This window comes from Herbiconiux liangxiaofengii (genome assembly GCF_041927335.1).
GTDB classification, from domain to species: domain Bacteria; phylum Actinomycetota; class Actinomycetes; order Actinomycetales; family Microbacteriaceae; genus Herbiconiux; species Herbiconiux liangxiaofengii.
Map to the genome: position 1 here is coordinate 20,669 of NZ_JBHFHD010000002.1, position 21,815 is coordinate 42,483.

The 21,815-nt window shown below is 71.0% G+C and carries 26 protein-coding genes and 1 tRNA gene; 15 read left to right on the plus strand and 12 right to left on the minus strand.

The genetic code is table 11. The annotated features are described in order from the left end of the window. Positions 1 to 35 precede the first annotated feature (35 nt). Complete coding sequence (locus ACEXOR_RS00965; RefSeq protein ID WP_374847492.1) at positions 36 to 479, minus strand: MarR family winged helix-turn-helix transcriptional regulator; 444 nt, start codon at positions 477 to 479, stop codon at positions 36 to 38. 22 nt (positions 480 to 501) lie between these two features. On the opposite strand from ACEXOR_RS00965, the gene ACEXOR_RS00970 reads away from it, so the two are divergent. After that, positions 502 to 747: a hypothetical protein gene (locus tag ACEXOR_RS00970; RefSeq protein WP_374847493.1), complete on the plus strand. Its 246-nt coding sequence runs from the start codon at positions 502 to 504 to the stop codon at positions 745 to 747. A gap of 40 nt (positions 748 to 787) precedes the next feature. On the opposite strand, the gene ACEXOR_RS00975 is transcribed toward ACEXOR_RS00970, so the two are convergent. Then, on the minus strand, positions 788 to 1,078 hold the full coding sequence (locus tag ACEXOR_RS00975) for a hypothetical protein (protein WP_374847494.1): 291 nt from the start codon (positions 1,076 to 1,078) through the stop codon (positions 788 to 790). Positions 1,079 to 1,209: 131 nt separating this feature from the next. Between ACEXOR_RS00975 and ACEXOR_RS00980 the strand changes: the two genes are divergently transcribed. The 3 genes from ACEXOR_RS00980 to ACEXOR_RS00990 are packed head-to-tail and all read left to right on the plus strand — an operon-like array spanning position 1,210 to position 3,833. Then, a complete protein-coding gene (locus tag ACEXOR_RS00980; RefSeq protein WP_374847495.1) occupies positions 1,210 to 2,298 on the plus strand; it encodes an alpha/beta fold hydrolase in 1,089 nt (362 codons plus the stop codon). A 45-nt stretch (positions 2,299 to 2,343) separates the two neighbouring features. Next, positions 2,344 to 3,186 carry a class I SAM-dependent methyltransferase gene (locus tag ACEXOR_RS00985; protein ID WP_374847496.1) on the plus strand — a complete coding sequence of 281 codons (843 nt, stop codon included), beginning with the start codon at positions 2,344 to 2,346 and terminating at the stop codon, positions 3,184 to 3,186. Continuing rightward, positions 3,186 to 3,833 carry a GNAT family N-acetyltransferase gene (locus ACEXOR_RS00990; RefSeq protein WP_374847497.1) on the plus strand — a complete coding sequence of 216 codons (648 nt, stop codon included), beginning with the start codon at positions 3,186 to 3,188 and terminating at the stop codon, positions 3,831 to 3,833. Before ACEXOR_RS00985 ends, ACEXOR_RS00990 begins: the two co-directional genes overlap by 1 nt. A 45-nt stretch (positions 3,834 to 3,878) precedes the next feature. Here the strand turns inward: ACEXOR_RS00990 and ACEXOR_RS00995 are convergent, their stop codons facing one another. The 3 genes from ACEXOR_RS00995 to ACEXOR_RS01005 form a co-directional block, all read right to left on the minus strand. Then, entirely contained in the window at positions 3,879 to 4,373 is a 495-nt protein-coding gene (locus ACEXOR_RS00995; RefSeq protein WP_374847498.1) for a HipA domain-containing protein, read from the minus strand. Positions 4,374 to 4,443: 70 nt separating this feature from the next. Next, positions 4,444 to 4,719 carry a HipA N-terminal domain-containing protein gene (locus ACEXOR_RS01000; RefSeq protein ID WP_374847499.1) on the minus strand — a complete coding sequence of 92 codons (276 nt, stop codon included), beginning with the start codon at positions 4,717 to 4,719 and terminating at the stop codon, positions 4,444 to 4,446. Then, entirely contained in the window at positions 4,716 to 5,015 is a 300-nt protein-coding gene (locus ACEXOR_RS01005; protein WP_374847500.1) for a helix-turn-helix domain-containing protein, read from the minus strand. The genes ACEXOR_RS01000 and ACEXOR_RS01005 overlap by 4 nt, the downstream gene beginning before the upstream one ends. 156 nt (positions 5,016 to 5,171) lie before the next feature. Between ACEXOR_RS01005 and ACEXOR_RS01010 the strand changes: the two genes are divergently transcribed. After that, positions 5,172 to 6,374 carry an LLM class flavin-dependent oxidoreductase gene (locus ACEXOR_RS01010; RefSeq protein WP_374847501.1) on the plus strand — a complete coding sequence of 401 codons (1,203 nt, stop codon included), beginning with the start codon at positions 5,172 to 5,174 and terminating at the stop codon, positions 6,372 to 6,374. A gap of 125 nt (positions 6,375 to 6,499) precedes the next feature. Here the strand turns inward: ACEXOR_RS01010 and ACEXOR_RS01015 are convergent, their stop codons facing one another. Further along, positions 6,500 to 6,787 (minus strand): hypothetical protein, encoded by a 288-nt coding sequence (locus ACEXOR_RS01015; RefSeq protein ID WP_374847502.1) that lies wholly within the window; start codon positions 6,785 to 6,787, stop codon positions 6,500 to 6,502. Positions 6,788 to 6,934: 147 nt separating this feature from the next. Between ACEXOR_RS01015 and ACEXOR_RS01020 the strand changes: the two genes are divergently transcribed. Together ACEXOR_RS01020 and ACEXOR_RS01025 are read left to right on the plus strand one after the other, a co-directional pair. Beyond that, positions 6,935 to 7,093 carry a hypothetical protein gene (locus ACEXOR_RS01020; protein WP_374847503.1) on the plus strand — a complete coding sequence of 53 codons (159 nt, stop codon included), beginning with the start codon at positions 6,935 to 6,937 and terminating at the stop codon, positions 7,091 to 7,093. A gap of 118 nt (positions 7,094 to 7,211) precedes the next feature. Continuing rightward, positions 7,212 to 7,496 carry a hypothetical protein gene (locus ACEXOR_RS01025; RefSeq protein ID WP_374847504.1) on the plus strand — a complete coding sequence of 95 codons (285 nt, stop codon included), beginning with the start codon at positions 7,212 to 7,214 and terminating at the stop codon, positions 7,494 to 7,496. A 36-nt stretch (positions 7,497 to 7,532) separates the two neighbouring features. On the opposite strand, the gene ACEXOR_RS01030 is transcribed toward ACEXOR_RS01025, so the two are convergent. From ACEXOR_RS01030 to ypfJ, 3 genes are all read right to left on the minus strand, one after another. Further along, entirely contained in the window at positions 7,533 to 7,826 is a 294-nt protein-coding gene (locus ACEXOR_RS01030) for a Fe-S cluster assembly protein HesB (RefSeq protein WP_374847505.1), read from the minus strand. Between the two features lie 67 nt (positions 7,827 to 7,893). After that, positions 7,894 to 8,259 (minus strand): tryptophan synthase subunit alpha, encoded by a 366-nt coding sequence (locus ACEXOR_RS01035; RefSeq protein WP_374847506.1) that lies wholly within the window; start codon positions 8,257 to 8,259, stop codon positions 7,894 to 7,896. 20 nt (positions 8,260 to 8,279) lie between these two features. Next, on the minus strand, positions 8,280 to 9,155 hold the full coding sequence (gene ypfJ / locus ACEXOR_RS01040) for a KPN_02809 family neutral zinc metallopeptidase (RefSeq protein ID WP_374847507.1): 876 nt from the start codon (positions 9,153 to 9,155) through the stop codon (positions 8,280 to 8,282). Between the two features lie 105 nt (positions 9,156 to 9,260). Between ypfJ and ACEXOR_RS01045 the strand changes: the two genes are divergently transcribed. The 6 genes from ACEXOR_RS01045 to ACEXOR_RS01070 all read left to right on the plus strand — a co-directional run bounded on the left by ACEXOR_RS01045 (position 9,261) and on the right by ACEXOR_RS01070 (position 15,504). After that, positions 9,261 to 9,956, plus strand: coding sequence for a GntR family transcriptional regulator (locus ACEXOR_RS01045; RefSeq protein WP_374847508.1), 696 nt, complete (start codon positions 9,261 to 9,263; stop codon positions 9,954 to 9,956). After that, positions 9,953 to 11,461 (plus strand): MmgE/PrpD family protein, encoded by a 1,509-nt coding sequence (locus ACEXOR_RS01050; protein WP_374847509.1) that lies wholly within the window; start codon positions 9,953 to 9,955, stop codon positions 11,459 to 11,461. Before ACEXOR_RS01045 ends, ACEXOR_RS01050 begins: the two co-directional genes overlap by 4 nt. Beyond that, a complete protein-coding gene (gene prpB, locus ACEXOR_RS01055) occupies positions 11,461 to 12,366 on the plus strand; it encodes a methylisocitrate lyase (protein ID WP_374847510.1) in 906 nt (301 codons plus the stop codon). Before ACEXOR_RS01050 ends, prpB begins: the two co-directional genes overlap by 1 nt. 57 nt (positions 12,367 to 12,423) lie before the next feature. Beyond that, on the plus strand, positions 12,424 to 13,539 hold the full coding sequence (locus ACEXOR_RS01060) for a bifunctional 2-methylcitrate synthase/citrate synthase (RefSeq protein ID WP_374847511.1): 1,116 nt from the start codon (positions 12,424 to 12,426) through the stop codon (positions 13,537 to 13,539). A 94-nt stretch (positions 13,540 to 13,633) separates the two neighbouring features. Continuing rightward, the gene (locus ACEXOR_RS01065; RefSeq protein WP_374847512.1) at positions 13,634 to 14,848 is read left to right on the plus strand and encodes a cation:proton antiporter; all 1,215 of its coding nucleotides are present in this window, start codon (positions 13,634 to 13,636) and stop codon (positions 14,846 to 14,848) included. Positions 14,849 to 15,006: 158 nt separating this feature from the next. Beyond that, positions 15,007 to 15,504 (plus strand): nucleoside deaminase, encoded by a 498-nt coding sequence (locus ACEXOR_RS01070; protein ID WP_374847513.1) that lies wholly within the window; start codon positions 15,007 to 15,009, stop codon positions 15,502 to 15,504. 36 nt (positions 15,505 to 15,540) lie between these two features. Here ACEXOR_RS01070 and ACEXOR_RS01075 read toward each other — a convergent pair whose 3' ends face one another. Further along, positions 15,541 to 16,038: an Lrp/AsnC family transcriptional regulator gene (locus ACEXOR_RS01075; protein WP_374847514.1), complete on the minus strand. Its 498-nt coding sequence runs from the start codon at positions 16,036 to 16,038 to the stop codon at positions 15,541 to 15,543. 143 nt (positions 16,039 to 16,181) lie between these two features. Here ACEXOR_RS01075 and ald point away from each other — a divergent pair, with 143 nt between their 5' ends. Next, on the plus strand, positions 16,182 to 17,303 hold the full coding sequence (gene ald, locus ACEXOR_RS01080; protein WP_374847515.1) for an alanine dehydrogenase: 1,122 nt from the start codon (positions 16,182 to 16,184) through the stop codon (positions 17,301 to 17,303). A 38-nt stretch (positions 17,304 to 17,341) separates the two neighbouring features. Here the strand turns inward: ald and ACEXOR_RS01085 are convergent, their stop codons facing one another. After that, positions 17,342 to 17,995 (minus strand): formylglycine-generating enzyme family protein, encoded by a 654-nt coding sequence (locus ACEXOR_RS01085; RefSeq protein WP_374847516.1) that lies wholly within the window; start codon positions 17,993 to 17,995, stop codon positions 17,342 to 17,344. Between the two features lie 46 nt (positions 17,996 to 18,041). Further along, positions 18,042 to 21,101, minus strand: a complete 3,060-nt coding sequence (locus tag ACEXOR_RS01090; protein WP_374847517.1) for a DEAD/DEAH box helicase — start codon at positions 21,099 to 21,101, stop codon at positions 18,042 to 18,044. A 189-nt stretch (positions 21,102 to 21,290) separates the two neighbouring features. Here ACEXOR_RS01090 and ACEXOR_RS01095 point away from each other — a divergent pair. Further along, positions 21,291 to 21,367, plus strand: a tRNA-Arg gene (locus ACEXOR_RS01095). The last annotated feature ends 448 nt before the right edge of the window (positions 21,368 to 21,815 follow it).

A 21,815-nucleotide genomic window follows, 5' to 3' on the forward strand; every position in this document is an offset into this window, starting at 1 on the left:
AAAGGGCACTTTGGCGCAACTCGCCGGGATGTCGGTCAGGGGAGGGGGGCGATGCGCGCGATCACGGCGGTGAGGCGGGACTGGAGGTCGAGCAGCTCGTCGAGGTCGACGCCGAGTGCCTCGATCACCTGCGGCGGCACCTGCTCGGCCTGTTCGCGCAGCCGGCGGCCCTCGGGAGTCAGCCGCAGCGCCAGCTGACGCTCATCCTGAACCGAGCGCTCGCGGGTGACGAGCCCCGCGGATTCGAGCCGCTTCACCAGGGGCGAGAGGGTGGCCGGCTCGAGGCGCAGCACCGCGGCCACGTCGCTGAGTGAGCGCGGCTCCTTCTCCCACAGCGCGAGCATCACCAGGTACTGCGGATGCGTGAGTCCGAGCGGCTCGAGGATCGGCTTGTACGCGCCGATCACCGAGCGCGAGGCGACCGCGAGGGCGAAGCAGAGCTGGCGGTCGAGTGCGAGCAGATCGGTACCGGAGACCATGATCGTTAGTATACTAATGGTTATGGCACGAAACAAAAGGCCGCGCACCCCGAACCCGATGAACCCGTTCGACGGCAAACCGGGGTTTCTCAACAACCTCAACCGCATCGTGTTCACGTTCACCGGGCCGGCGCAGGTGGGCATCGGCCGGCCCGAGGCGCCCTACGTGGCGCCGGCCGATCCGCGCTGCCCGCTCTGCGGCAAGCTCATGGCCGAGCACGAGATCGACCGCTCGGGCGAGCGCACGCAGCTGCACTGCCCGGCCTGAGCCGATCCGTTCCGCCGGCCGGGGTCGGCGGGGGATGGGGTCAGGAGCCGTCGCCCGAGACGTCGGAGGTGGGGTCGGCGATCGCCGGGTCGACCTCATTGAGCAGGGCGCGCGCCACCTGGTCCCAGTCGGTTCCCTCGACCGCGGAGTCGGTACCGTCCACACGCCGCGTCGTGTACACGGGCTCACCCTCCTCGCCGGCCGAGGAGAGCACCACGAGGTGGCCGAGCAACGTGCCGTCGCGGGTGATCGCCCACTCCTCCGGGCCGCCCGCGAGGGTGTAGAGGTGGTCGCGGTGATCGATGGTGGTCTCGCCGGTTCCGAGCGCCATGGGCGGCTCCTTCTGTGCTGGGGTGCCGCTGATCGGCGGCGACCCGGGTGTGCAGCCGACCGTACGCCCCGGATGGCCGCGTGCCGAGTGGTCGGCAGTCACTGCCCAGGCCCGCCCGGCAGAATGGGCGGATGTCTCGACCCTCGCGATCCGCCCGCCGCCGTGACGGCCGCCGCGGTGCCGGGGGCGACGCCGCTCGGGCCATCCGGGTTCGGCGGGTCGAGCGGGGCGAGGTGTACGCCCGCGTCTCGAGCATCGGCGCCCCGGCAGACGCCGCACACGGGCGGGCCTTCGTGCTGGTCGCCGGCCTCGGCGTCTCGGCCACCTACTTCGAGCGTCTCGCACCCGACCTGAACGAGTTCGGACCGGTGCACGCGCTCGACCTGCCCGGGTTCGCCGGGGTGCCGCATCCCCCGTCGGCCCTGTCGATCGAGCAGTACGCCGACCTGGTCGAGGCCGTCGTCGACGACCTCGGGCTCGTCGACCCCGTGCTGATCGGCCACTCGATGGGCACCCAGATGGTGGCCGAGGTGGCGGCCCGGCGGCCCGGGCTGAGCACGCTGGTGCTGATCAGCCCGGTGGTCGATCCGGATGCGCGCCGGCTGCCCGTGCTGGCCTGGCGGTTTCTGCGGGCCGCGTGGCACGAGCCCGCGAAGGTCAAGGTGCTGGCGGTGGGGTCGTACCTCGTGTGCGGGCCGAAGTGGTTCCTCCGGGTGCTGCCGGCGATGATGCGGTTCCGTATCGAGGACCGGTTCCCGCGCATCCGTGCGCACACGCTCGTCATCCGTGGCGAGCACGACGCCGTGGTGTCGCGGGCCTGGGCCGAACGGGTGGCCTCGACGATCCCGTTCGCGTCGACCTGGGAGATCGGCGACGCCGCCCACTCGGTGATGCATCGGCACGCCGCCGGAGTGGCGAGGCTCTGCGTGGAGTTCACCCGGGCGCCGCGCGACAGCGACGATCTGCTCAACCGCATGTCGCACGAGGCGGCCGAGGCACCTGAGCCGCGCGCGGGTGACGTGGGCGCACTGGTGAGGGGACTCGTGGGGCGACTGCGCGAGCTGGTGGGCGTGCTGCGGCACGACGACCGGCTGATCGAGGCCGGCAAGACCGAGCACGCCGAGGCCATGAGTCAGGAGACGGCGGAACGCGGCGAGCCGGGGCGGGGCGAGCCGCGGCGCGGCACGGCCACCGGCCCCGGCTCCGGCCCCGTGCGCTAGCCTGGTCGGCTGGCCCCGCGCCGGCAGAGACGGAGCCGCCGCACCATGACCGACTACCTCGACGCGAACCGCGCCAACTGGAACGACCGCGCACCCCTGCACGCGGCGGGTGACACCGGCTACGCCGTCGATCGCTACGTGGCCGACCGCACCCGGCTGTCCGACGTGGTCGCCTTCGATCGGCCGCGACTCGGCGACCTGAGCGGCATCCGCGCGGTGCACCTGCAGTGCCACATCGGAACCGACACCCTCTCGCTCGCGCGGCTCGGCGCCGACGTGGTGGGCCTGGACTTCTCGAACGCCTCGATCGAGGCGGCCCGGGCCCTCGTGGCGCGAACGGGCGACGCCGTCACGTTCGTGGAGTCGGACGTCTACGAGGCGGCGGCGGTGCTGCCTCCAGCATCCTTCGACCTGGTCTACACGGGCATCGGTGCGCTGTGCTGGCTGCCGTCGATCGAGCGCTGGGCCGCGACGGTGGCCGCCCTGCTGGCACCCGGCGGGCGCCTGTTCCTCCGGGAGGGGCATCCGGTGCTCTGGTCGATCGACGACCGGCGAACGGATGCGCTCACGCTCGGCTTCCCCTATTTCGAGCAGAGCGAGCCCCTGAAGTGGGACGACGACAGCACCTACGTCGACACGCCAGGCACCATCGCTTCCACCACCACGTACGAGTGGAACCACGGCCTCGGCGAGATCGTGACGGCGCTGCTCGGCCAGGGGCTCGTGCTCACGATGCTCGTGGAGCACGACTCGGTGCCGTGGGAGGCGCTCCCCGGCCGGATGCGCGAGCGCCCCGACGGCGAGTGGGAGCTCACGGCGACGCCGCCCCCGGCGCCCCTCAGCTACACCCTCCAGGCCATCCGCCCTGTTGAGGCAGGTGCACGCTGATGGCGATCGAGACGGTGTGGCCGCTGTTCGGAGTGCGGCTCGAGACCCCGCGGCTCGTGCTGCGGGTGCTGCGCGACGACGACCTGGCCGGGGTGACCGAGGCGGCGCTCGCCGGCATCCACGGTGAGCAAATGCCGTTCCTGCACCCGTGGAGCGAGGCCGAGCCGGCGGAGTTGCGTCGGTCGTTCGCCGAGTTCCAGTGGGGGCGGCGTGCCGCGGTGCGGCCGGAGTCGTGGGCGCTGAGCTTCGTGGTGCTGCGGAACGGGCAGCCGATCGGCGTGCAGGATCTGGAGGCCGACGACTTCGCCGCCCGCCGCACGGTGTCGACGGGTTCGTGGCTCACCCGTTCGGCGCAGGGCCAGGGTCTCGGCAGCGAGATGCGGGCCGCCGTGCTGATGTTCGCGTTCGACGAGCTGGGCGCATCCGTCGCCGAGTCGGCCGCGTTCGACTGGAACGCGCCATCGCTCGCCGTGTCGACGCGACTCGGCTACCGGCCGAACGGCAGCGCGCGCGTCAGCCCCCGCCCGGGCGAGGTGGTGGAGGAGCGCCGCCTGCGCCTGGACGCCGCCGACCTCGTGCGCCCTGCCTGGCCCCTCGTGGTGACGGGCGCCGACGCGGCGCGCGCCGCCCTCATCGCCCCGGCCTGACCCCGCACCGCGCCCGGCCGCTTCGAACTGCAGCCGCCCCGGTGGTCACGGATGGCTCGCCTCCGCAGATACGGCTGCGACCGTCGAGTCGAGGGTCGGGGCGAACCGTTCGATCTCCCGCTGGCCGATGCCGTTGCGTCCGGCGGCATCGCGCCATCCGCTCACCGCGTCGACCACCTCGGACAGGACGGCTCTCGCGGCCGCCGGCGTCAGGTCGAACGAGTCGGCGTAGGCGAGGAGCGCCCGAACCTCGTCCTCCGGAGTGTCGGCTCCGCCCACTGAAGTCACGCGCTGAGCCCTGAGCGACGGTTCGGGGTTGAGATCGAAGGCCGGAGACAGCACCCAGCCCGCGCGCTCGCGGAGGAACCCGTGATTGCGCAGGTGGTCGTCGGTTTTGTGAGAAGCGATCGAGAACGCGATCCGGCGCCACAGCTGCCTCAGGTCGGCCGAGGCGCGGGCGGTGCTCTCCCACGCCATCACGTCCCACTCGTCGCCCGGATGCGGGAACTTCGCGATCAGCAGTCGCTCGCCGTCGCGCACCGATGCCTTGGGCCTGGCGCCGCCGAGCGAGCCGGTGCCGGCATCGAGCAGGAGCTTGACGGCGGCCAGATCATCCGGCCTCGGCGCGATGGCGCTTGGCGATGAGGCCTCGCCCCCACCGATCAGGAGACGCGTCGGCGAAGGCCCGGGGGAGCGCGCCGGTCAGCGCCTGCGAACCGGCGTGCAACGGCAGAGCGGGCTCGATCGCGTAGGAGCCGCGGGTCGCGAGGTAATCGCGACCGTAGGCGAACGAGGAGACCACCAGACGCCGGCGAACGGTCGAGAAGAGCTCACCGACCTGCGTCGTCACGCCGTCGAGGTCGAGGTAGGCCAGGACGCGGGTCATCGCCGCACACGTTCGGGGAGGGCCTGGTCGGCCCGGGCGCGCCCGAGGTCGGTGGTGTAGGGGTCGGTCGACCCGACGAGCGCATCCAGCACGCCCAGGGCCCGCGCGACCGACAGCACCGCCCCGATGCTCACACCCGGGTCGCCGTGCTCGATCTTCGACATCGTCGAGCGCGAGATGCCCGCCCGTTCGGCCAGCTCGGCCGCCGTGAGGGTCTGCAGCTTTCGCCAGGCGGTCAGATGCTCGCCCATCTCTACCGCGGCGGCGGAGACGCGAATCGGAAGAGGGCGAGACATCGCGTTCCTAACGTTTGTGTATGCATGCACTAACGCATTTGAGGCCTGGAATAAGCGACGTAATGCCTGAGCGTGGAGCCCCGGGAATAGAACTGCGCTAGGGTCGGTTCAACGAGATACATGCAAACGCATAGATCTTAGGAAAGGTCGCACCTCATGCAGTTCGGAATCTTCACCGTCGGCGACGTCACCACCGACCCCACGACGGGCCGCACCCCTGACGACACGGAGCGCACCCGTGCCATCCTGACGATCGCCCAGCACGCCGACCAGGCGGGCCTGGATGTCTTCGCCCAGGGCGAGCACCACAACCCGCCCTTCGTGGTCTCGTCGCCCACCACTCTGCTCGGCTACCTCGCCGGCACCACCAAGAACATCATCCTGTCCACCGCCACGACGCTCATCACCACGAACGACCCGGTGAAGATCGCCGAGGACTACGCGATGCTGCAGGTCATCTCGAACGGCCGCATGGACCTCATGATGGGCCGCGGCAACACCGGCCCCGTCTACCCCTGGTTCGGCAAGGACATCCGCGCCGGCCTGCCGCTCGCGGTCGAGAACTACGCCCTGCTGCGCCGCCTCTGGGAAGAGGAGGTCGTCGACTGGGAGGGCAAGTTCCGCACCCCGCTGCAGGGCTTCACCGCGACGCCCCGGCCGCTCGACGGCGTTCCCCCGTTCGTCTGGCACGGCAGCATCCGCAGCCCGCAGATCGCCGAGCAGGCGGCCTATTACGGTGACGGCTTCTTCCACAACAACATCTTCTGGCCCATCGAGCACACCGAGCAGATGGTGACGCTCTACCGCAACCGCTTCGAGCACTACGGCCACGGCCGTCGCGACCAGGCGATCGTGGGCCTCGGCGGCCAGTTCTTCGCCCGTAAGAACTCGCAGGACGCCTGGAACGAGTTCCGCCCCTACTTCGACAACGCCCCGGTGTACGGTCACGGCCCCTCGATGGAGGACTTCACCGAGCAGACCCCGCTCACCGTCGGTTCGCCGCAGCAGATCATCGACCGCTACGCCACGATGCGCGACCACGTCGGCGACTACCAGCGCCAGATGTTCCTCATCGACCACGCCGGCCTGCCGCTGAAGACCGTGCTCGAGCAGATCGACATCCTGGCCGAGGAGATCGTGCCCGCCCTGCGCGAGATCAACGACTCCAAGCGCCCCGCCGGCGTGCCGAGCAACCCGCCCAGCCACGCCGAGCGGGTGGCCGCGGCCCGTGCCGCCGGCTCGACGGCCGGCTCCCACGTCGACGGCGAAGACCGCTGGACCGGCTCGACCGCCGAGGACGACGTGGCGGCCGCCGCTGCCGGGGTTCCCGCCCACACGGGCGCGGCCTTCGGCCTCTGACCCGCAGCCCCACCCTCACCCGAACAACGGATGCGCCCCCGCCCCGGCGGGGGCGTTTCCCGTACCCACCCCCTGGCCCGCCCTCCGGGCGCGCCTCCGCCGCGCGTTCACCCGTTCTGTGACGGTCAGCGGATGAGGGCGAAGGCCACGAGTGCCGCGGTACCACCGACGAGCAGTCCGCCCGCGGTGGCCTGCACGACGAGGCTCGACGTGAAGCGTTCACGGCGGGTGGTGAGCTCGGGGCGGGCGAAGCGCGGTGTGCGGCCCGTGGCCGGCGCGGGCGGGCGCGGCTGCGCCGAGGGCGCGGCGCTCAGGTCGCGGGCCGGGCCGGGCGCGGGGCGGCGGCGGGTGACGTCGATCTCCCAGAGGAAGTCCTCGAACGCCTCGTCGTTCCGTGCGTCGCGCGCTGCCATCGTGTGCCGTCCCTTGCTCGGGTTCGAGCGTAGGCAGCGGGCCGTCCGGGGGCGATGGGGAGATCTCCCCATCGCCCGCACCTGGGGGAAACGGGGGTGCCCGGCGTGGCGGGCGGGGATGTCGGTGGGGCGGCGCACAATATCCGCATGGACAACATGGACACCTGCGAACGCTGCGCCGGCTCGGGCGCCGACCCGGTGCAGAGCGTCTTCGACGACGAGTTCGCCTTCTGCCGCGACTGCCGCGGCGACGGCCTCACCCTGTCGTTCGACGAGCTGCTCGAAGAACTGCGCCTCACGGCCTGACGGCCGAGCCCCCGCACATCCCCACCGATGAGACAACCCGCAACGAACCAGTAACGAATTCTCCGACGGCGTGCAAAACTGCCCGGAGAAGACGACGATTTGCTTCAGGGGAGGCGAGATGGGCACCAAGCACTACCGCCGCGGCGACGGTGGCGCCGCGACCGCGGTCGCCCCTGATCCGTCCGACCCGTACGCCGCCTATCTCGAGTGGGTGGCCGAGGGCCGCCCCGCCCTGGCCGGCGGTCTCGGCTTCGGCGCCACGGCCATGCCCTCCGGCCCGGCCGCCGAGGTGCCCGCGATGCGGGTGGCCTCCCACGTTCAGGTGCAGGAGCTCGAGGGCACCCCGGAGCCGCTGGTGCGGCCGAGTCTCTGGCAGCGCCTGGTGGCGCTCACCCGCCGCTGAACCGCACCTTCACGAACCCGGCGAGTCCGACGCGACTCAGGCGGCAGCGGCCACGCTGAAGTGAACCGACCCGGCCTCATCGACCCGCGCATCCAGAACCATGCGGTCGAGCACGCGAGCGGCCTCCTCCTGCAGATACACCCGCGCCCCGTCGCTGGAGACCACCTGGTCGCTCGGTGCCGGCCGTTCGGCCACCGCCACCTCGAAGGTGCTGCCGTCGGCAGCGCTCGAGATGCGCAGCCCGGGCTGGGCGTCGGCCGCGGTCTCGATGGCGGCTCGATCGGCGAGGGTCTTCACGACGGTTCCGGCGTTCTCGGTGATGGTGAGCATGAGCTCTCCTTCCGTATCGGTTGGAGCACCCCACCTTTCCGAGACCGCGAGCCGGTCTCAACCCGTTTCAGCCGGCTCTGCGGTTATTCACACCGGGATCGGATCTGGGATCGGATCCCGGGGCCTGCGCGTCGTGCTCGCCGATGAGCCGCCACACCGAGCTCGTGAGATCGGGGTGATCGAGCGCGATCTGCCGCAGCACCCGGTAGTTGCGCGCGGGGGTGGGCATCCGCCCGCCGTTCGAGGAGATGTTGTCGGCCCGTAGCAGGTACACCACGAGCTCGTCGACGCTCGGCAGCTCCTCCATGAAGTCCCACGGGTCTTCGCCCGCCAGCAGACGCTCGTGCACGATCGTGCTCAGCTCGTCGGCCGCCTCGGCGCGCAGCACCTCGAGGCTCGCGCGCCCGCGGGGCAGGTGCTGGTCGTCGTTCACCCGAAAAGCCTACGCGAGCCTCAGAGCCGGTCGGCGCCCACGGCGAAGGTGTCGCACGAGGCCGGCCCGCCCGAGAGCCCGGTCTCGAACCAGGTCTGCCGCGACTGGCTCGAGCCGTGCGTCCACGCCTCGGGGTTCACCTGCCCGCCGCTCTGCTGCTGGATGCGGTCGTCGCCGATCACCGAGGCCGCGTTCAGTGCATCCGCGATCTGCTGGCTCGTCACCGGCTCGAGGAAGGTGGTGCCGTTCTCGTCGGCGATGGTCGACGCGGCTCCCACCCAGGCGCCGGCGTAGCAGTCGGCCTGCAGTTCGGTGCGCACCGAGTCGGAGGCCGGCCCCGTGTCGGAGGAGTTCTCCGACGCGAGCACGCCGGTCAGGTTCTGGATGTGGTGCCCCCACTCGTGCGCGATCACATACATCTGCGACAGCGTTCCCCCGCTGGCCCCGAACCGGGTGCGCAGCTCGTCGAAGAACTCGGTGTCGAGGTAGATCTGCTCGTCGGGCGGGCAGTAGAACGGGCCGACCGCGCTGGTGGCCTGGCCGCATCCGGTGGTCGTCGACTGGTCGAACAGGATGACGTCGCCCGGCGACCGGTACTGCGCCGCCACGGCGGCCGCGTGGGCGGTCCAGTACACGTCGAGGGAGGTGGCGGCCCCGGTGATCAGGCAGTCGACGCTCGCGTTCGCGTCGGCGCCGGTCTCGCACGAGACCGCGCTGTCCTGGGCGCTGTCGGAGCCCTGCGACCCGCCCGCGAGGCCGGTCAGATCGACCCCGAGCAGCTGGGAGAGCAGGAACAGCCCCACCACGACCACCACGCTGCCGCCTCCGATGGCCGCCGTGCGCCCACGCTTGGAGACCTTGCCCGAATCGATCTTGGCGTTGGGGTTGAACGTCATGAGCACGAACGTACTGCGGTTGCCCTGCGCGCGCCGCTGTATACAAAGGGCCTTGATCGAGCCCTCGAAGCGGCGTAGATTGGCCGCGATGTATACAGAGAGCGGATGCGCGTGATGGCCCGCGCGAGCGACACGGTCTACGCGGCCCTGCGTTCCGAGATTCTCTCGTGGCAGCTGGCGCCGGCCACCGTGCTCGCCGAGGTCGATCTCGCGGCACGCCTCGGGCTCTCCCGCACGCCGGTTCGCGAGGCCCTCGCGCGGCTCGTGGCCGACGGTCTCGTGGAGCCGCAGGGCGGCCGAGGGCTGATCGTCTCCCCGGTGTCGGCGGCGAACGTCAGCGAGCTGTTCGAGCTGCGCCGGGGGCTCGAGACCGAGGCCGCGGCCCTGGCCGCGCGGCGCCGCGACGAACGGGTGTTCCGCCGGCTGCAGGACGAGCTGCGGGAGGTGCCGGCGCTGCTGGCCGACCCCGATCCGGGCCGGCACGCCTACTACGACCTGGTGGCGCGCTTCGACGCGGCCGTCGACGGCGCGGTGCAGAACCCCTACCTCGTGCAGGCGCTCGCCGGGGTGCGCACGCACCTCGTGCGCATCCGTCGCCTCTCGCACGACAACCCGGCGCGCCTGCTCGAGGCCGCCCGGGAGCACCTGCTCATCGTCGACGCGATCGTCGACGGCGACCCGCAGCTGGCGGCCGATGCCACCCGGGTGCATCTGGCGCGGAGCCTCCGCGCCACCCTCGGCTCCCTCCCGACCTCCCAGCTCGACCCCACCACTCCCGAGAAAGGCGCCACCGCCCGATGAACCTCCACGACGTCCGCGTGCACCGAAGCGACGAGAACCTGCCCCGCGAGGGCCAGCTGGCCTGGAAGATCGCCGAGGTCGCCGTCGACCCCGTGGCCGTCACCGACGAGGTGACCGAGATGGTGATCAACCGCCTCATCGACAACGCGGCCGTCGCCGTGGCGAGCATCACCCGTGGGCCCGGGGTGGCGGCTCGCTCTCAGGCACTCGACCACCCGTACGCGCCGGGCGCATCCGTGTTCGGTGTCACCGGGGGGTACAGCCCCGAGTGGGCGGCCTGGGCGAACGGCGTGGCCGTACGGGAGCTCGACTACCACGACACCTTCCTCGCGGCGGAGTACTCGCACCCCGGCGACAACATCCCGCCGATCCTGGCGGTGGCCCAGCACGTGGGCTGCAACGGCGCCGACCTCGTGCGCGGCATCGCGACCGGCTACGAGATCCAGGTCGACCTCGTGAAGGCCATCAGCCTGCACAAGCACAAGATCGACCACGTGGCGCATCTCGGCCCGTCGGCCGCCGCCGGGATCGGCACGATGCTCGGCCTCGATGCCGAGACGATCTTCCAGGCCGTGGGTCAGGCGCTGCACACCACCACCGCCACCCGTCAGTCGCGGAAGGGCGAGATCTCCACCTGGAAGGCGCACGCCCCCGCCTTCGCGGGCAAGATGGCGGTCGAGGCCGTCGACCGGGCGATGCGCGGCCAGACCAGCCCCACCCCCATCTACGAGGGAGAGGACGGCGTGATCGCGTGGCTGCTCGACGGCCCGGATGCGCGGTACCAGGTGCCGCTGCCGGCCGCGGGCGAGGCCAAGCGCGCCATCCTCGACACCTACACGAAGGAGCACTCGGCCGAGTACCAGGCGCAGGCCTGGATCGACCTGGCCCGCAAGCTCAACCGCGAGCACCCGGAGCTCGTCGACCCGGCGAACGTGGCGAGCATCACCATCCACACCAGCCACCACACCCACTACGTGATCGGCTCGGGAGCGAACGACCCGCAGAAGTACGACCCCACGGCCTCGCGCGAGACGCTCGACCACTCCATCCCGTACATCTTCACGGTGGCGCTGCAGGACGGGGCCTGGCACCACGTCGACTCGTACGCCCCGGCACGCGCCGCCCGCCCCGACACGGTCGAGCTCTGGCACAAGGTGCAGACGCTCGAAGACGCCGAGTGGACGCGTCGCTACCACTCGCTCGACCCCGCCGAGAAGGCGTTCGGCGGCCGCGTCGAGATCGTGCTCGCCGACGGCCGCACCGTGGTCGACGAGATCGCGGTGGCGGATGCGCATCCGCTGGGGGCACGCCCGTTCGCACGGGCGGATTACGTCGCGAAGTTCAGAACCCTGGCCGCCGGCGTGATCGAGGAGGCCGAGATCGAGCGGTTCCTCTCCCTCGCCGAGCGACTGCCGTCGCTCACGGTGGCCGAGGTGCGCGAGCTCAACGTGGTGGCCCGGCCGGGCCTTCTCGAGGCCATCCCCACCCCGAAGGGACTCTTCTGATGCTGTACTCCACCCTCCCGGCCCACGAGAAGCGCGCGGCCTTCCGCTCGGCGCTCGCCTCGGGCCGCCTGCTCCGGATGCCCGGCGCCTTCAACCCGCTGAGCGCCCGGCTGATCGAGGAGAAGGGCTTCGACGGCGTGTACATCTCCGGTGCCGTGATCGCCGCCGACCTCGGCTTCCCCGACATCGGCCTCACCACGCTCACCGAGGTGGCGACCCGCGGCGGCCAGATCTCGCGCATGACGAACCTGCCCACGCTGATCGACGCCGACACCGGCTTCGGCGAGCCGATGAACGTGGCGCGCACCGTGCAGACGCTGGAAGACGCCGGGGTGTCGGGCCTGCACATCGAGGACCAGGTGAACCCCAAGCGCTGCGGACACCTCGACGGCAAGGCGGTGGTCGACGCCGACACGGCGGTGAAGCGCATCCGGGCCGCCGTCGACGCGCGGCGCGACCCGAACCTGCTCATCATGGCGCGCACCGACATCCGGGCCGTCGACGGGCTCGGCGCGGCGATCGACCGTGCCAAGCAACTCGTCGACGCGGGGGCCGACGCGATCTTCCCCGAGGCGATGGCCTCGCTGGACGAGTTCGAGGCCATGCGGGCCGCGATCGACGTGCCGATGCTGGCGAACATGACGGAGTTCGGCAAGAGCGAGCTGTTCTCGGTGCAGCAGCTCGAGTCGGTGGGCGCGAACCTCGTCATCTTCCCGGTGTCGCTGCTGCGCATCGCGATGGGCGCCGCCGAGCGCGGGCTCGACGCGCTGGTCGCCGAAGGTTCACTGAAGAGCGAGGTCGCCACCATGCAGACGCGTGCGAGGCTGTACGAACTGCTCGACTACGCGGCCTACAACGCCTTCGACACCTCGGTGTTCGACTTCGATGTTCCGGATGCGCGGTGAGCGCTGCCTGCCGCATCACCGCTTTCACGACTTTCACCGCTTTCACGAGGGAGTGACATGAGTACCGAACCAGAGATCCGCAAAGGCCTCGCCGGAGTGGTCGTCGACCACACGGCCGTGTCGAAGGTGAACCCCGAGACCAACTCGCTGCTCTACCGGGGCTACCCCGTGCAGGAGCTGGCGGCATCCTGCAGCTTCGAGCAGGTGGCCTACCTGCTCTGGAACGGCGAGCTGCCGTCGGCGGCCGAGCTCGAGGCGTTCGAGGCCGCCGAGCGCGGCCAGCGGGCCCTCGACCCGGCCGTGCGGCGGGTGATCGACGAGCTGCCGCTCACCGCCCACCCGATGGACGTGGTGCGCACGGCCGTGAGCGTGATCGGCGCCCTCGACCCCGCGTGGGACGACGCATCGCCGGCCGGCAACCTCGCCAAGTCGGTGCGCCTGCTCGCGGCGCTGCCCGCGATCGTGGCGTACGACCAGCGCCGCCGCCGTGGCCAGGAGCTCGTGGAGCCCGACGAGACGCTCGGCTACTCGGCCAACTTCTTGAAGATGACCTTCGGCGAGGTGCCGTCGGATGTGGTGGTGAAGGCCTTCGACGTGTCGATGATCCTCTACGCCGAGCACTCCTTCAACGCCTCGACGTTCACCGCGCGCGTGGTCACGTCGACGCTGTCCGACCTGTACTCGGCCGTGGTGGCCGGCATCGGAGCCCTCAAGGGCCCGCTGCACGGAGGCGCGAACGAGGCCGTGATGCACGTGTTCGCCGAGATCGGAACGGCCTCCGAGGCCGAGGGATGGCTCGACGAGGCGCTGGCGTCGAAGAAGAAGATCATGGGCTTCGGCCACCGCGTGTACAAGAACGGCGACTCGCGCGTGCCCACCATGAAGGCCTCGTTGGAGACCCTCGTGGTGGAATACGACCGGCCCGACGTGCTCGCGCTCTACGATGCCCTGAACGACGCGATGCAGGCGCGCAAGGCCATCCAGCCGAACCTCGACTACCCCTCGGGGCCGGCGTACCACCTGATGGGCTTCGACACCGAGATGTTCACGCCCCTGTTCGTGGCGTCGCGGGTCGTGGGCTGGACGGCGCACATCATGGAGCAGCTCGCCTCGAACGCGCTCATCCGCCCGCTCTCGGCCTACAACGGCCCCGAGGAGCGCCACCTCCCCTGACCCCTCGCCCCCCGCGACTCGTCCCGAATCCGGCCTGGATGCGGCGTGTCGCGCCGTTTCGGGACGAGTCGCGGGGGTGTGCCAGGGTGGGGGCATGAACGGGGCGGATGCGGTGGGGGTCGTCGTGGTCGCGGGGCTGGCGGCACTCGCCCCGTTGGTGGCTGCGCTGGTGGGACGGGTGGCCCGCGTGCCGCTGGTGGTGTTCGAGATCCTGCTCGGCATCCTGGTGGGGCCGAGCGTGCTCGGCTGGGTGGGGGCGGCGCCCTTCACCGCGGCGATCGCCGACTTCGGCCTGGCACTGCTGTTCTTCATGGCGGGGCGCGAGATCGACTTCGCGGCCATCGCGGGGCGGCCGCTCGCCCGCGCCGGCATCGGCTGGGCCATCTCGCTCGTCGCCGCCATCGGGCTGGGGCTGCTGCTCGCGCCGACGGTCGAGGCGGCCGTGTTCATCGGGGTGGCGCTCACCTCCACCGCGCTCGGCACCATCATGCCGATGCTGCGAGACGCCGGCGAGCTCTCGACCCCCTTCGGGCGCGCCATCACGGCGGTGGGAGCCGTGGGCGAGTTCGGCCCGCTGATCGCCATCTCGCTCTTTCTCAGCGGGCGCTCGCCGGCCATCGCCGCCGTGGTGCTGATCGCCTTCGCCGTCGTGGCCGCCCTCGGCATCTGGGCCGCCTCACGCGGGCCCCATGTGGGACTGCACCGCATCGTCACGGCCACGCTGCACACCAGCGGGCAGTTCGCCGTGCGCCTGGTGCTGCTGGTGATCGCGGCGCTCACCGTGCTGAGCGTGGTGCTCGGTCTGGACATGCTGCTCGGCGCCTTCGCCGCCGGGGTGCTGTGCCGGGTGCTGCTGTCGGGGGCGGCGAAGCCTGATCTCGAGCTGGTCGACGCCAAGCTCGAGGCCGTGGCGTTCGGTTTCCTGGTGCCGATCTTCTTCATCTACACGGGTATCACGTTCGACCTCGCGGCCCTCGTCGACGACCCGACGGCGTTGGTGCTGCTGCCGGTGTTCGCCCTGCTGCTGCTCGTGGTGCGCGGTCTGCCGGGCCTGCTCGCGGCGCCGGCCCGCGCATCCGTTCGCGACCGCATCGCCATCGGGCTGTTCAGTGCCACCGGGCTGCCGATCATCGTGGCGGTGACGGGCATCGGGCTCGAGCAGGGGGTGCTCGAGGCGGGCACGGCGTCGGCGCTGGTGGGGGCCGGGATGCTGTCGGTGCTGATCTACCCGCTGGTGGCGCTGGCCATCCGCCGCCGTACGGGCGCAGTCCGACCGCCCGACGAGGAGCACGTCCCCCTCGAGGCCTGACCACCCCCAAGGGGTGAGCACACCCCAAGGCGTGAGCACACCCCCATGGCGTGGGCACACCAGATCCGTCACTTTCCGCCCCAAAAAGCGCGTTTTGGGGCCAAAATTGACGGATCTGGTTCGGTGGGGGCGGGATGCGGGTGTGCCAGGCTTGCGGGATGACTGACGCCCTGGCTCCCGACGCTCTCGCCCCCGACGATCTCTCGCGGCTGGAACGGGCCGTCGACCTGGCCCGGGCGGCGCGCGAGCGTGGCGATCATCCGTTCGGCGCGCTGCTGGTCACCGGCGACGGACGCGTGGTCGAGGCGATGAACACCGTGAACACCGGGCACGACCCGATCGGCCATGCCGAGACCAACCTCGTGCGCGACGCGGGCCAGGCACTCGAGCGCGACGAGCTCGCCACGGCGACGCTCTACACGAGCACGGAGCCGTGCGCGATGTGCACGGGGGCGATCTACTGGGCCGACATCCCCCGGGTGGTGTTCGCCCTCTCGGAGGAGGGGCTGCGCGACATCGTGGCGGCGCAGGAGGGCGTGCCCACGCTGGCGCTGCCCTCGCGGGAGGTGTTCGCGCGCGGTGGCCGTCCGGTGGAAGTCGTCGGCCCGGTGGCGCTTCCCGGGGCTACCGCGGTGCACGAGGGCTTCTGGCTCTGACCCCTCGCGGGGGCGCCGCGGGTCGCGGGCCGCGGGTCAGAGGGCCTCGCGCACCTCGCTCCACGAGCTGCCCTGCTGCATGTGCTGCACCCCGATGAGGTGGTCGAACACGATGTTGGTCTGGGTCGAGGCGACCGAGTTGTCCATGCTCAGCTCGGTGGCCACGAAGTCGCGCAGCTGACCCGTCGACGTGCACGCCACATGGATGAGGAAGTCGTCGGCCCCGCCGAGGAAGAACACGTTCAGCACGTTCGGCAGGGTGATCACCCGCTGCGCGTAGGTCTTGATCTGCGCCCGCGCCTGGGCCTTCAGCCGCACCTGCACGATGGCCTGGATGGGGAGCCCGAGCGACTCCCAGTCGGGCTGCGCGTTGAACGACCTCAGCACCCCGGCCGCGTGCAGCGCCCGAACGCGCACGAGACAGGTCGACGGAGCGATGCCCACGCGTTCGGCCAACTCCTTGTTGGGCAGGCGCGCCTCGCGGCAGAGCTCCCAGACGATGCGCTCGTCGATTTCGTCGATCTGGGTGGTCATGGCGAAGCTCCGAATCCGGCTGCACGTGTGGAGCCTTCTACCGAATAATATGCGGCATCCGTGACATCTCTGGGCCGATCGCTCGATAATCGAGCCATGTCACGAACGGCAGGGGTCGTTCGCTCAGTGCAGAGGAGTCGGCCGTGATCATCGGTGTGCCCAAAGAGATCAAGAACAACGAGTTCCGCGTGGCCATGACGCCATCGGGGGTGTTCGAGCTGGTGAAGCACGGCCACACGGTGCGGGTGGAGCGTGGTGCGGGTGTCGGTTCGGCCATCGCCGACGAGGAGTTCGAGGCGGCCGGGGCATCCGTTGTCGACGTCGACGCCGTGTGGGCGGCCGACATGGTGGTGAAGGTGAAGGAGCCGATCGCCCCCGAATACGGGCGGATGCGCGAGGGTCAGCTGATCTTCACCTACCTGCACCTCGCGGCGGCCGAGCCGCTCGTGGAGGCGCTGCTCACGTCGAAGGCGACGTCGATCGCCTACGAGACCGTGCAGCTCGCCGACGGATCGCTGCCGCTGCTCGCCCCGATGAGCGAGGTGGCGGGCCGGCTCTCGGTGATGGTGGGCAGCTACCACCTGATGGGGTCGCAGGGCGGGCGCGGCGTGCTGCTCGGCGGGGTTCCCGGGGTGCGGCCCGCGAAGGTGAGCGTGATCGGGGGCGGGCAGGCCGGGGTGAACGCCGTGCAGCAGGCTGTGGCAGCCGGTGCCGACGTCACGGTGCTCGATCTCTCCATCCCGCGGCTCAGGCACATCGACGAGGTGTTCGGCGGGCGCGTGAAGACCGTGGTGTCCAACGCCTTCGAGGTCGAGCGGAGCGTTCTCGAGGCCGACCTCGTGATCGGGGCCGTGCTGGTTCCCGGGGCGGCGGCGCCCAAACTGGTCTCGCACGAGCTGGTGTCGCGGATGAAGCGGGGCGCCGTGCTCGTCGACATCGCGATCGACCAGGGCGGCTGCTTCGAAGACTCCCACCCCACCACGCACGACGACCCCACCTACCTCGTGGAGGGCGCGACCTTCTACTGCGTGGCCAACATGCCCGGTGCCGTGCCGGCCACCTCGACGGCGGCCCTCACCAACGCCACCCTGCCCTACGTGGTGCGGCTGGCCGACCTCGGCTGGCGCGAGGCGGTGGCTCGGGATGCCGCGCTCGCGCCGGCGGTCTCCACGGTCGACGGTCACCTCACGCACGCTCCCACGGCGGCGGCGTTCCCGCGCTTCGCGCACACGCCGCTCGCCGCGCTCGAGCCGCAGCTCGCGTAGCCCCCGCCCGCCAGCTCGCGTAGCCCCCGCCCCCGGCGCTACGCGGCGTGGGGGCCGCGGGCCAGGCGGAGGCCCACGTCGGGGTGCCGGGTTCGGGGGGCGGCCCCGCGCCGCTCCGAGGCGCGCACGCTCCAGGCGTCGTCGGCGAAGCCACCGCCCCGGAACACCCGGTAGTCGTCGTAGCGCTCCGGGTCGAACAGGTCCCAGCACCACTCCCAGGCGTTGCCGAGGGTGTCGAAGAGGCCGTTGAGATTCGGGTACTTGCCGCCCACATCCTGGGGTGCGGTCACGCCGTCGGCGCTGGTCCACGCGATCTCCTCGAGGGGGCCGTACTGCGGCGTGGTCGATCCGGCGCGGCAGGCGTGCTCCCACTCGGCCTCTGTGGGCAGGCGGTAGCCGTCGGAGTCGACGTGCCAGGAGACGCTCTCGCCGTCGAACGAATACGCGAGGTCGAGCCCCTCCCACTCCGACGCCGCGTTGCAGAGACGCACGGCGCGCAGCCAGCTCACGTCGACGGCCGGGCGCCGCGGGTGGTTCGACGTCACCCCCAGCAGCTCGGCCACGAGCTCCTCGGTGACGGCGAACACCCCGAGCTCGAACGGCTCGAGCTCGACGGTGCGCCGCGTCTTCAGCCGCGCATCCTGCAGCACCACCGTGCCGCCGTCGATCGCCGCCATCTCGATATCGCTCACCCCTGAATCATCCCAGCCCGCGGCATCCGCACCCGTCGCATTCGCTCTACGCGAGCAGCGACCGCAGGTCGTCGGCCGTGAGCGCCCGCGCGAAGAGCGCGTCGTCGTCGAGCACCGCGTCGAAGAGCTCACCCTTCTGCTCCTTCAAGGTCATCACCTTCTGCTCGATGGTGTCGGCCGCCACCAGCCGGTACACGTTCACCGGATGCCGCTGCCCGATGCGATGGGTGCGGTCGATCGCCTGGGCCTCCGACGCCGGGTTCCACCACGGATCGAGCAGGTAGACGTAGTCGGCCTCCGTGAGCGTCAACCCGAATCCGCCGGCCTTCAGGCTGATCAGGAACACGGGCGCCGTGCCCGAGCGGAAGGCGTCGATCACCTCGGACCGCTTGCGGGTCGACCCGTCGAGGTACTCGTAGGCGATGCCCTCCGCGTCGAGCCGCGCCGCCACCTTCGCGAGGTAGCTCGTGAACTGACTGAACACGAGCGAGCGGTGCCCCTCGCCGATCACCTCGTGCAGCTGCTCCACCAGCACGTCGAGCTTCGACGAGGGGATGGCCGAATGGGCGTCGTCGATGAGGGTGGCGTCGAGGCTGAGCATCCGGAGCAGGGTGAGCGAGCGGAACACGATGAACCGGTTGCGGTCGAGGTCGTCGATCAGGCCGAAGAGCTTCTGGCGTTCGCGCTGCAGCACGGTGTCGTAGAGGCGGCGGTGCGCGGGCGAGAGCTCCACGGTGAGCACCTGCTCCTGCTTGGCCGGCAGCTCGGGTGCGACCGCGTCTTTCGTGCGCCGCAAGAGGAACGGCCGGATGCGCTCCCGCAGCGTGGCGAGCGCCCGCGCGTCGATGCCCCGCTCGATGGGGCGCTGGAACCGCTCGGCGAACCGCGTGGCCGAGGGGAACAGCCCCGGCGCCACGATGTCGAGCAGCGCCCAGAGCTCGAGCAGGTTGTTCTCGAGCGGGGTTCCGGTGATGGCGAGGCGGAACGGCACATCGAGCGCGCGCGCCGCCTCGTGCGCCTTGGAGGTGTGGTTCTTCACGAACTGCGCCTCGTCGAGGATGAGCCCGGCCCACGGCAGGGCCCGGTAGTGCGCGGCGTCGAGCCGGAACAGGGCGTAGCTCGTCACCACGAGGTCGGCACCCGCGACGGTGTCGGCGAGCGAGCGGATGCTGCCCTGCGTCGAGCCGATCGCCGTCACCGCCAGGCCGGGGGTGAAGCGCGCGGCCTCGTTCTGCCAGGTGGAGACCACCGAGGTCGGGGCCACCACGAGAAAGGGCGGCGGATGCGCGCCGGAACCCGCGGCGCCGGCCGGGCGAGCGGGCCCGGACCCTGCATCCGCCCCGGCGCGCGCGACCGCCCCCGCGCGCGCGTGCGCCACCAACGCCAGCGTCTGCAGCGTCTTGCCCAGCCCCATGTCGTCGGCCAGGATGCCGCCGAGACCGTGCTGCAGCAGGAACGCCAGCCAGTCGAATCCGGCTTTCTGGTAGGGGCGGAGGGTGGCCGCGACGCCTGAGGGAACGGGGGTGGCGGGCACCGCGACATCCGTCGACGTGCTCAGCTGCACGGCCGCGCGGACGGCCTCGCGCCAGGCCACCGCATCCGGACTCTCGTCGGCCTCGTCGACGAACTCGGCGAACGCGGCCGCCCGGTGCCGGCTCACGCGCAGGCCCGTCTCCCACTCGTCGAGCGTGGTGGACTCCTCGAGCAGCTCGCGCAGGCGGTCGAACGCCGGATGCTCGAGCGAGAGGTAGGTCTTGTCGACCATGATCAGCTTGGTGCGACCCTTGGCGAGAGCCTTGAACAGCGGGCCGAACGGCACCCGGTACCCGTTGATGTTCACCACGATGCCGAGGTCGAACCAGTCGCGCTTGAGGGTCTCGACCGAGGTGACCGAGACATCCGGATGGCCGGTGAGCTCGCGGTAGGCCGGGCGAGGGCCGATCACGTCGACGCGCACGTGCGGCAGGGCGTCGAGGGCGGGCAGGGCCTTCTCGGCGAAGGCGGCTGCGGTCACGCCGTCGAGGGTGACCGGGGGTGCCTGGTCGTCGATGTCGAGGGTGCGGCCGAGCGGGAACCGCACGAGCACGGCATCGAGCTCGGCGGCAGTGGCCCCCCGGATGTCGCGTTCGGCGCGTTCGTCGCGGAGGCCCACCCAGTCCCAGTCCAGGGTGAGCACGTCGTCGGCGTGGAAGCGGGCGGTGAGCACCAGCGTCGGAGGTTCGACCTCGGGCAGCTCGACGTCGCCGGCGGTACTGGTGATCTCGATGCCGCGGCGCAGGGTGGGGTAGTACTCGTCGAAGAACTGGGCGGTGTCGGCGGCGGGCACGGTGAGCGGCGGCCGGCCCAGGGCGTTGCGCTGCTCGGCGGTGAGGGGATGCGCGGTGGGGGCGAGGCAGATGCGCGGATGCTTCGGGTCGGCGAGGTCGTAGGCGTAGAGGCCGTGGTCGCCGAGGGGGCCGGCGTCGTGGGCGGGCCAGGTGGCGGCGTCCCCAGCCTCTGTCGGCGCTTCCGCCTTGCCGAAGGTGACCAGCGGGGTGAGCACCAGGCCCGACTCGCTCGCGCGGCCGGCCTCGAAGGAGACGGACGCGCATCCGCTCACCTCGACCGAACCGCCCTTCGCCGAGGTGAGCAGGGCGATACCCAACCGCTCGGCCTCGTCGAGCAACTGCCAGAGCAGGGGGCTGAGGAAGTCGTCGAGGGTGAGCCAGTCTGTCTCGGGCACGGCGTGGGAGGGCCGGGTGGCCCGGTGCAGGGCGGCGAACTGCGCGAACCAGCGGTGGTGCGACGGTTCGAGCGCCAGCCGGTTCACCTGGTGGGTGAACGAGCCCCAGGTGACGTTCGCCTTCACGAACGCGCCCGACCCCGAGCGGATGACCGGCCGCACCGCGAGCCGCCGCGGCGCCCGGCCGCCGCCCCGCCGCTGCCCGGTGGTGGCGGCCCGGGTGCTGGGCCCGCGCCAGCGGTCGTGGTCGCGCGGGGCCTCCTCGCGCACCTCGAACTGCAGGCCCATCGGGGTGCTCGGCTCGTCGCCCGGCGTCGCGGATGCGCCGGTCGCCGACAGCTCGTGAACCACGGCGCGCCAGCTGGGAGGCGGGGTGGCGGGCATGTCTCCATCGTCGCATCCGCCACCGTCACGCGGGGTCGGTCGGTGGCTGCGGCGGTCCTCGATGCCAGCTGGCTGCTTTCGGCCGGCTGGTGTTCGGCCGTTCGCCGAGGTGAGGGGCCGTCGACTTTGTGCTCGTTCTGCTGCATGCTAGGCTCTGATGTTCGTGCGGGAGATCGTTTCTCACACACTGCGCCCTTAGCTCAGCTGGATAGAGCGTCTGACTACGGATCAGAAGGCCAGGGGTTCGAATCCCTTAGGGCGCACCACAGAAAGCGACCCGCGAAAGCGGGTCGCTTTTGTGTTTCTCCCCGAGGGAACTCGTGCCTGTCGCATCCGACGCTTTTCGCAACATCACCCGGGCAGCTGGCTACCTCAAGATTCAACCCAGCGCCGCAACCATTGCGCCACATACGGTGTCTCGTCGGGGTGGAAGCACTCGACGAGATGTCGGCAGGCTCTCTTGACGGACAACACCACAGCGAGGATCACAACAATTGCGGCAAACCAGGCCAGGCTCAAAAGCAGAAGGATCGGTTCAACTGAGCCCGTGGCTACCCACGAGGCCCACACCCTCGTCGACGAGAGAGCGATGAACGAGGCGCAGAGCAATATCGAAAGCAAATCTGCCGTCATCATCAGTCAAGCCCAAGTGGGTGAACGGTCGTCGCTCTTGAGTATTCGCCAGGCGAATCCGATCAAGACGAGCACGCCCAG

What these genes read in the sequence shown, in the direction of transcription:
- ACEXOR_RS00965 (WP_374847492.1), bottom strand. Translation starts at nt 479, where the DNA reads ATGGTCTCCGGTACCGATCTGCTCGCACTCGACCGCCAGCTCTGCTTC.
- ACEXOR_RS00970 (WP_374847493.1), top strand. Translation starts at nt 502, where the DNA reads ATGGCACGAAACAAAAGGCCGCGCACCCCGAACCCGATGAACCCGTTC.
- ACEXOR_RS00975 (WP_374847494.1), bottom strand. Translation starts at nt 1,078, where the DNA reads ATGGCGCTCGGAACCGGCGAGACCACCATCGATCACCGCGACCACCTC.
- ACEXOR_RS00980 (WP_374847495.1), top strand. Translation starts at nt 1,210, where the DNA reads ATGTCTCGACCCTCGCGATCCGCCCGCCGCCGTGACGGCCGCCGCGGT.
- ACEXOR_RS00985 (WP_374847496.1), top strand. Translation starts at nt 2,344, where the DNA reads ATGACCGACTACCTCGACGCGAACCGCGCCAACTGGAACGACCGCGCA.
- ACEXOR_RS00990 (WP_374847497.1), top strand. Translation starts at nt 3,186, where the DNA reads ATGGCGATCGAGACGGTGTGGCCGCTGTTCGGAGTGCGGCTCGAGACC.
- ACEXOR_RS01000 (WP_374847499.1), bottom strand. Translation starts at nt 4,719, where the DNA reads ATGACCCGCGTCCTGGCCTACCTCGACCTCGACGGCGTGACGACGCAG.
- ACEXOR_RS01005 (WP_374847500.1), bottom strand. Translation starts at nt 5,015, where the DNA reads ATGTCTCGCCCTCTTCCGATTCGCGTCTCCGCCGCCGCGGTAGAGATG.
- ACEXOR_RS01010 (WP_374847501.1), top strand. Translation starts at nt 5,172, where the DNA reads ATGCAGTTCGGAATCTTCACCGTCGGCGACGTCACCACCGACCCCACG.
- ACEXOR_RS01015 (WP_374847502.1), bottom strand. Translation starts at nt 6,787, where the DNA reads ATGGCAGCGCGCGACGCACGGAACGACGAGGCGTTCGAGGACTTCCTC.
- ACEXOR_RS01020 (WP_374847503.1), top strand. Translation starts at nt 6,935, where the DNA reads ATGGACAACATGGACACCTGCGAACGCTGCGCCGGCTCGGGCGCCGAC.
- ACEXOR_RS01025 (WP_374847504.1), top strand. Translation starts at nt 7,212, where the DNA reads ATGGGCACCAAGCACTACCGCCGCGGCGACGGTGGCGCCGCGACCGCG.
- ACEXOR_RS01030 (WP_374847505.1), bottom strand. Translation starts at nt 7,826, where the DNA reads ATGCTCACCATCACCGAGAACGCCGGAACCGTCGTGAAGACCCTCGCC.
- ypfJ (WP_374847507.1), bottom strand. Translation starts at nt 9,155, where the DNA reads ATGACGTTCAACCCCAACGCCAAGATCGATTCGGGCAAGGTCTCCAAG.
- ACEXOR_RS01045 (WP_374847508.1), top strand. Translation starts at nt 9,261, where the DNA reads ATGCGCGTGATGGCCCGCGCGAGCGACACGGTCTACGCGGCCCTGCGT.
- ACEXOR_RS01050 (WP_374847509.1), top strand. Translation starts at nt 9,953, where the DNA reads ATGAACCTCCACGACGTCCGCGTGCACCGAAGCGACGAGAACCTGCCC.
- prpB (WP_374847510.1), top strand. Translation starts at nt 11,461, where the DNA reads ATGCTGTACTCCACCCTCCCGGCCCACGAGAAGCGCGCGGCCTTCCGC.
- ACEXOR_RS01060 (WP_374847511.1), top strand. Translation starts at nt 12,424, where the DNA reads ATGAGTACCGAACCAGAGATCCGCAAAGGCCTCGCCGGAGTGGTCGTC.
- ACEXOR_RS01065 (WP_374847512.1), top strand. Translation starts at nt 13,634, where the DNA reads ATGAACGGGGCGGATGCGGTGGGGGTCGTCGTGGTCGCGGGGCTGGCG.
- ACEXOR_RS01070 (WP_374847513.1), top strand. Translation starts at nt 15,007, where the DNA reads ATGACTGACGCCCTGGCTCCCGACGCTCTCGCCCCCGACGATCTCTCG.
- ACEXOR_RS01075 (WP_374847514.1), bottom strand. Translation starts at nt 16,038, where the DNA reads ATGACCACCCAGATCGACGAAATCGACGAGCGCATCGTCTGGGAGCTC.
- ACEXOR_RS01090 (WP_374847517.1), bottom strand. Translation starts at nt 21,101, where the DNA reads ATGCCCGCCACCCCGCCTCCCAGCTGGCGCGCCGTGGTTCACGAGCTG.